Below are 4,023 nucleotides of genomic sequence, written 5' to 3'. Positions count from 1 at the left end.
ACAGATGCTCATGAGCACCGCCGCCGCGGTGGCTGAGCGACGCGTGGCTTTGATCATAGCCGAGGACGGCTACCGCCTGGTTCGGCCGCTCGCCAATCCGGTCCATGACGGCGAGGCGATGGCAGCGGCGCTGAAGAAGCTCGGCTTCGAGGTCATCCTCGAAACCAATCGCGACCTGCGGCGAATGCGCCGCGCGCTCGACGATTTTCGCCTGGATGCCAAAGGCGCCGACGTGGCGCTGGTCTACTTCTCCGGCCACGGCGTGGAAATCTCGGGCGACAACCGGCTGCTCCCGATCGATGCCGACGCCTCCTCGCTCGATGCGCTGGAGAAGACCAGCCTGCCGCTGGAAGAGGTGCGCGACAGCGTGGCCGCCACGGCCAAGGTCGGCCTGATCATGCTCGACGCCTGCCGCAGCGATCCCTTCTCGGGAAGCAGCGGTGAAGGGCGCGGCGCGACATCGCTGGCAAAGGATGTCTCCGACAAGGTGAAGCCGGGTCTCGGCCGGATTGGCCGCGCCGAAAACATCCTGTTCGCCTTCTCCGCCGCACCGGGCGAGACGGCTGCCGACGGCACCGGCCAGAACTCGCCCTTCACGACAGCGCTGACCAAATATCTCGGCACCGACGGGCTCGAGATCCGCTCGGTGCTGACGCTGGTGCAGCAGGAGGTCTACGATTTGTCGCGGGGCAAACAGCTGCCTTACGTCGAGAGCGGCCTGCCGAAGCTGTTTTTTGCCGCGGCCGCCAAGCAACAATTGCCGGAGCGCGAGCGCCTGTTGCTTGCCATGGCCGACGTGACGCCGGAAATGCGCGGTGAGGTCGAGCAGGTCGCCAGCGATGCCGACATGCCGCTGGCGCCTCTCTACGGCGTGCTGATCAGCTCCGACGCCAGCCACCTTTCGGCGGACAGCCTGAATGCCCGGTTGCGCGAGGCGGCCGACGCCTTCGTCAAGGTGCGCGGCGAAATGAGGACGCTGGCCTCCGATGATCCGCAGGTGACGGAATTGCGCCGGCAGGCCGAGGAGCAGCTTTCGCTCGGCGCCTTCGATGGGGCTCGCGCCATCCTCGCAAAGGCCGCCGACATCGACAATGTTTCGCGCAACGCCTTGAAGGCCAACTTCGTCAACCGCACGCTGTCCGAGGCGGCGACGCGTTTCCTGTCCGGCGGTGCGGCGCGCGCCGACCTCGACTACGCCACGGCCATCAAGGACTATGAATCGGTGCTGGTCCTCTACGGCGAGGCCGGGCAAACCGATCTGACCCTGGACCAGGCCGACCGCCAGATCCGAACCCTGGACGAGCTCGGCAAGCTCTACACCCTTGTCGGCAACACCGATGCGGCAGGCCGCGCCTTTGCAGCGCTGGTGTCCAATCTCGAGCTGCGTTCGGCCCGGGAAACCGACCCGAGCGTCAAGCGCGATTTTGCCGTCAGCCACATCAAGCTCGGCAACATCAAGCTGGCGCAAGGAGACCTGCCGGAAGCGCTGGAAAACTATCGGACCGCCAGAACCATGCTCAGGGATTTGACCGCTGCCGAACCCGATCGGCTGTCATGGTTCAGCGACTTCGCCATGGCCGACGACAAGATCGGCAATGTGCTTGTGACGCAAGGCGATCTGGCTGGGGCCTCGCAGATCTACCAGGAAGGCTTGTCGGTCAAGAAGCAGCTTGCCGACAACGAGCCGGAGCGCGCCGAACTGCAGCGCGACCTGACCATCAGCTATGACGAGATCGGTGCACTGGCGCGTACCGCCGGCCAGTTGGACAACGCCCAGATGGCCTACGAGGAGAGCCTGAATATCCGATTGGCATTGGCCGAAAAGAAGCCGCAGGATGCCGAACGGCAGCGCGATGTGTCGGTCAGCCATGATACGATCGGCGACCTCAAGCGCGAGCGCGGCGATGCGGCGGGCGCACTCGCGTCCTATAAAGCGGGCCATGCGATCGTCGAACAATTAGCGGGCCGCGACCCCGACAACAGTGAGTTGAAGCGCGACCTGTCTGTCGGCAACGCAAAGATGGGCAATGCGCTGAGCGATCAAGAGGACTGGCCGGCAGCCCTCGCCGCCTATAGGCAAGCCCTCTCTATAGCCCGCATGCTGGCGGCCAGTGACCCTGCCAACGCCGACTGGCAACGTGACCTTTCGGTCAGCCTGGAAAAGGTCGCCGGCATTCTGGCGATTCAGGGCGACCGCGCCGGAGCGCTCAAGGCCTATACAGACAGTTTCGCTATCGCCGACCGGCTGGCCAAGCTCGACCCTGCCAATGCCGACTGGCAACGCGACCTGTCGATCACCCTGTCCGAGATCGGCATGCTCAAGGCCAAGCAGCGCGACGTCAAAGGCGCGCGGCAGGCTTTCCAGGACAGTCTCGACATCCGCCAGAAGCTCGCCCGGTCCGACCCAAACAACGCCACCTGGCAGCGCGACCTGGTGGTTGCCATGATCGACTACGCTCAGGTCGCCAAGAACCCCAAGACGGTGCTTTCGCAGGCGCTGGACATGACGCTGGAGCTCGACCGCAGCGGGCGGCTGGCGCCGCGATACAAGTTCATGATCAAGTTTCTCAGGGACCGGCTGGCCAAAGTGAAATAGGGCCTGACGGGAGGCTGCCATGGACAGCCGGCTCATTCCCCGTGAAATGCCTGCAAACCTTGGAAAAACCGCCTTTTGCGCCTATATCTAGTGCATATCAGAGGCGCGATTCGGAGCGGGTTTTTCGCGCCGTGCAAGCGGCATCCAGACAACAGGTTTTCATGAGCGATCAGATCGATAACAACAACGGCGCTGAAGCCGAATACGGCGCCGATTCCATCAAGGTTTTGAAGGGGTTGGATGCTGTCCGCAAACGCCCCGGAATGTATATCGGCGATACCGACGACGGTTCGGGCCTGCATCACATGGTCTATGAAGTGGTCGACAACGCCATCGACGAGGCGCTGGCCGGTCACGCCGATCTCGTCACCGTGACGCTCAACCCCGATGGTTCGGTCACCGTGATCGACAATGGCCGCGGAATTCCGACCGATATCCACACCGGAGAAGGCATTTCGGCGGCCGAAGTGATCATGACGCAGCTGCATGCCGGCGGCAAGTTCGACCAGAATTCCTACAAGGTCTCGGGCGGCCTGCATGGCGTCGGCGTCTCGGTGGTCAACGCGCTGTCGGCGTGGCTGAAGCTGAAAATCCGCCGCAACGGCCAGATCTTCGAGATGAGTTTCACGCATGGCAATGCCGACGCGCCGCTGAAGGCGACCGGCAGCTATGAGCAGGACAAGCAGCCGGGCACCTATGAGGGCCGCAGCGGCAGCCAGATCACCTTCTTCCCGTCGGCCGAGACCTTCACCATGGTCGAATTCGACTTTGGCACGCTGGAACACCGGCTGCGCGAGCTTGCCTTCCTCAATTCCGGCGTGCGCATCATTTTGACCGATGCCCGTCACGCCGACGTCGTGCGCCATGAACTGCACTATGATGGAGGCCTCGAGGAATTCGTCAAATATCTCGATCGGGTCAAGAAACCGCTGATCGACAAGCCGATCGCCATCCGGGCGGAGCGCGATGGGATCACCGTCGAAGTGGCGATGTGGTGGAACGACAGCTACCACGAGAACGTGCTGGCCTTCACCAACAACATCCCTCAGCGCGATGGCGGCACGCATCTGGCCGGCTTTCGCGGCGCGCTGACGCGCCAGATCACCGGCTATGGCGAATCCTCCGGCCTGACCAAGAAGGAAAAGGTCTCGCTGATCGGCGACGATTGCCGCGAAGGCCTGACGGCGGTGCTGTCGGTCAAGGTTCCAGATCCGAAATTCTCCTCGCAGACCAAGGACAAGCTGGTCTCGTCGGAAGTCCGTCCTGTCGTCGAAGGCCTGGTCAACGAAGCGCTCGGCACCTGGCTGGAAGAACATCCGAGCGAAGGCAAGGTGGTCGTCGACAAGGTGATCCAGGCCGCGGCGGCGCGTGAAGCGGCGCGCAAGGCGCGCGATATCACCCGCAAGAGCTCGCTCGGCGTCACTTCC

General features: G+C 63.4%; 2 protein-coding genes. Both read left to right on the top strand.

All coding sequences use genetic code 11. From position 1 onward, the window contains the following. Nucleotides 1-4 precede the first annotated feature (4 nt). Nucleotides 5-2,596 (top strand): caspase domain-containing protein, encoded by a 2,592-nt coding sequence (locus tag EN964_RS27585; RefSeq protein ID WP_127276981.1) that lies wholly within the window; start codon nt 5-7, stop codon nt 2,594-2,596. A gap of 161 nt (nt 2,597-2,757) precedes the next feature. After that, on the top strand, nt 2,758-4,023 hold a 1,266-nt coding region (locus EN964_RS27580; protein WP_245490692.1), incomplete at its 3' end, for an ATP-binding protein.

The sequence above is a fragment of the Mesorhizobium sp. M7A.F.Ca.CA.001.10.2.1 genome (assembly GCF_003998575.1).
In the GTDB taxonomy this organism is placed as follows: domain Bacteria; phylum Pseudomonadota; class Alphaproteobacteria; order Rhizobiales; family Rhizobiaceae; genus Mesorhizobium.
The sequence above is the reverse complement of the archived record's forward strand: the minus strand, read 5'-3'. Positions and strand labels throughout refer to the sequence as shown.

What these genes read in the sequence shown, in the direction of transcription:
- EN964_RS27585 (WP_127276981.1), top strand. Translation starts at nt 5, where the DNA reads ATGCTCATGAGCACCGCCGCCGCGGTGGCTGAGCGACGCGTGGCTTTG.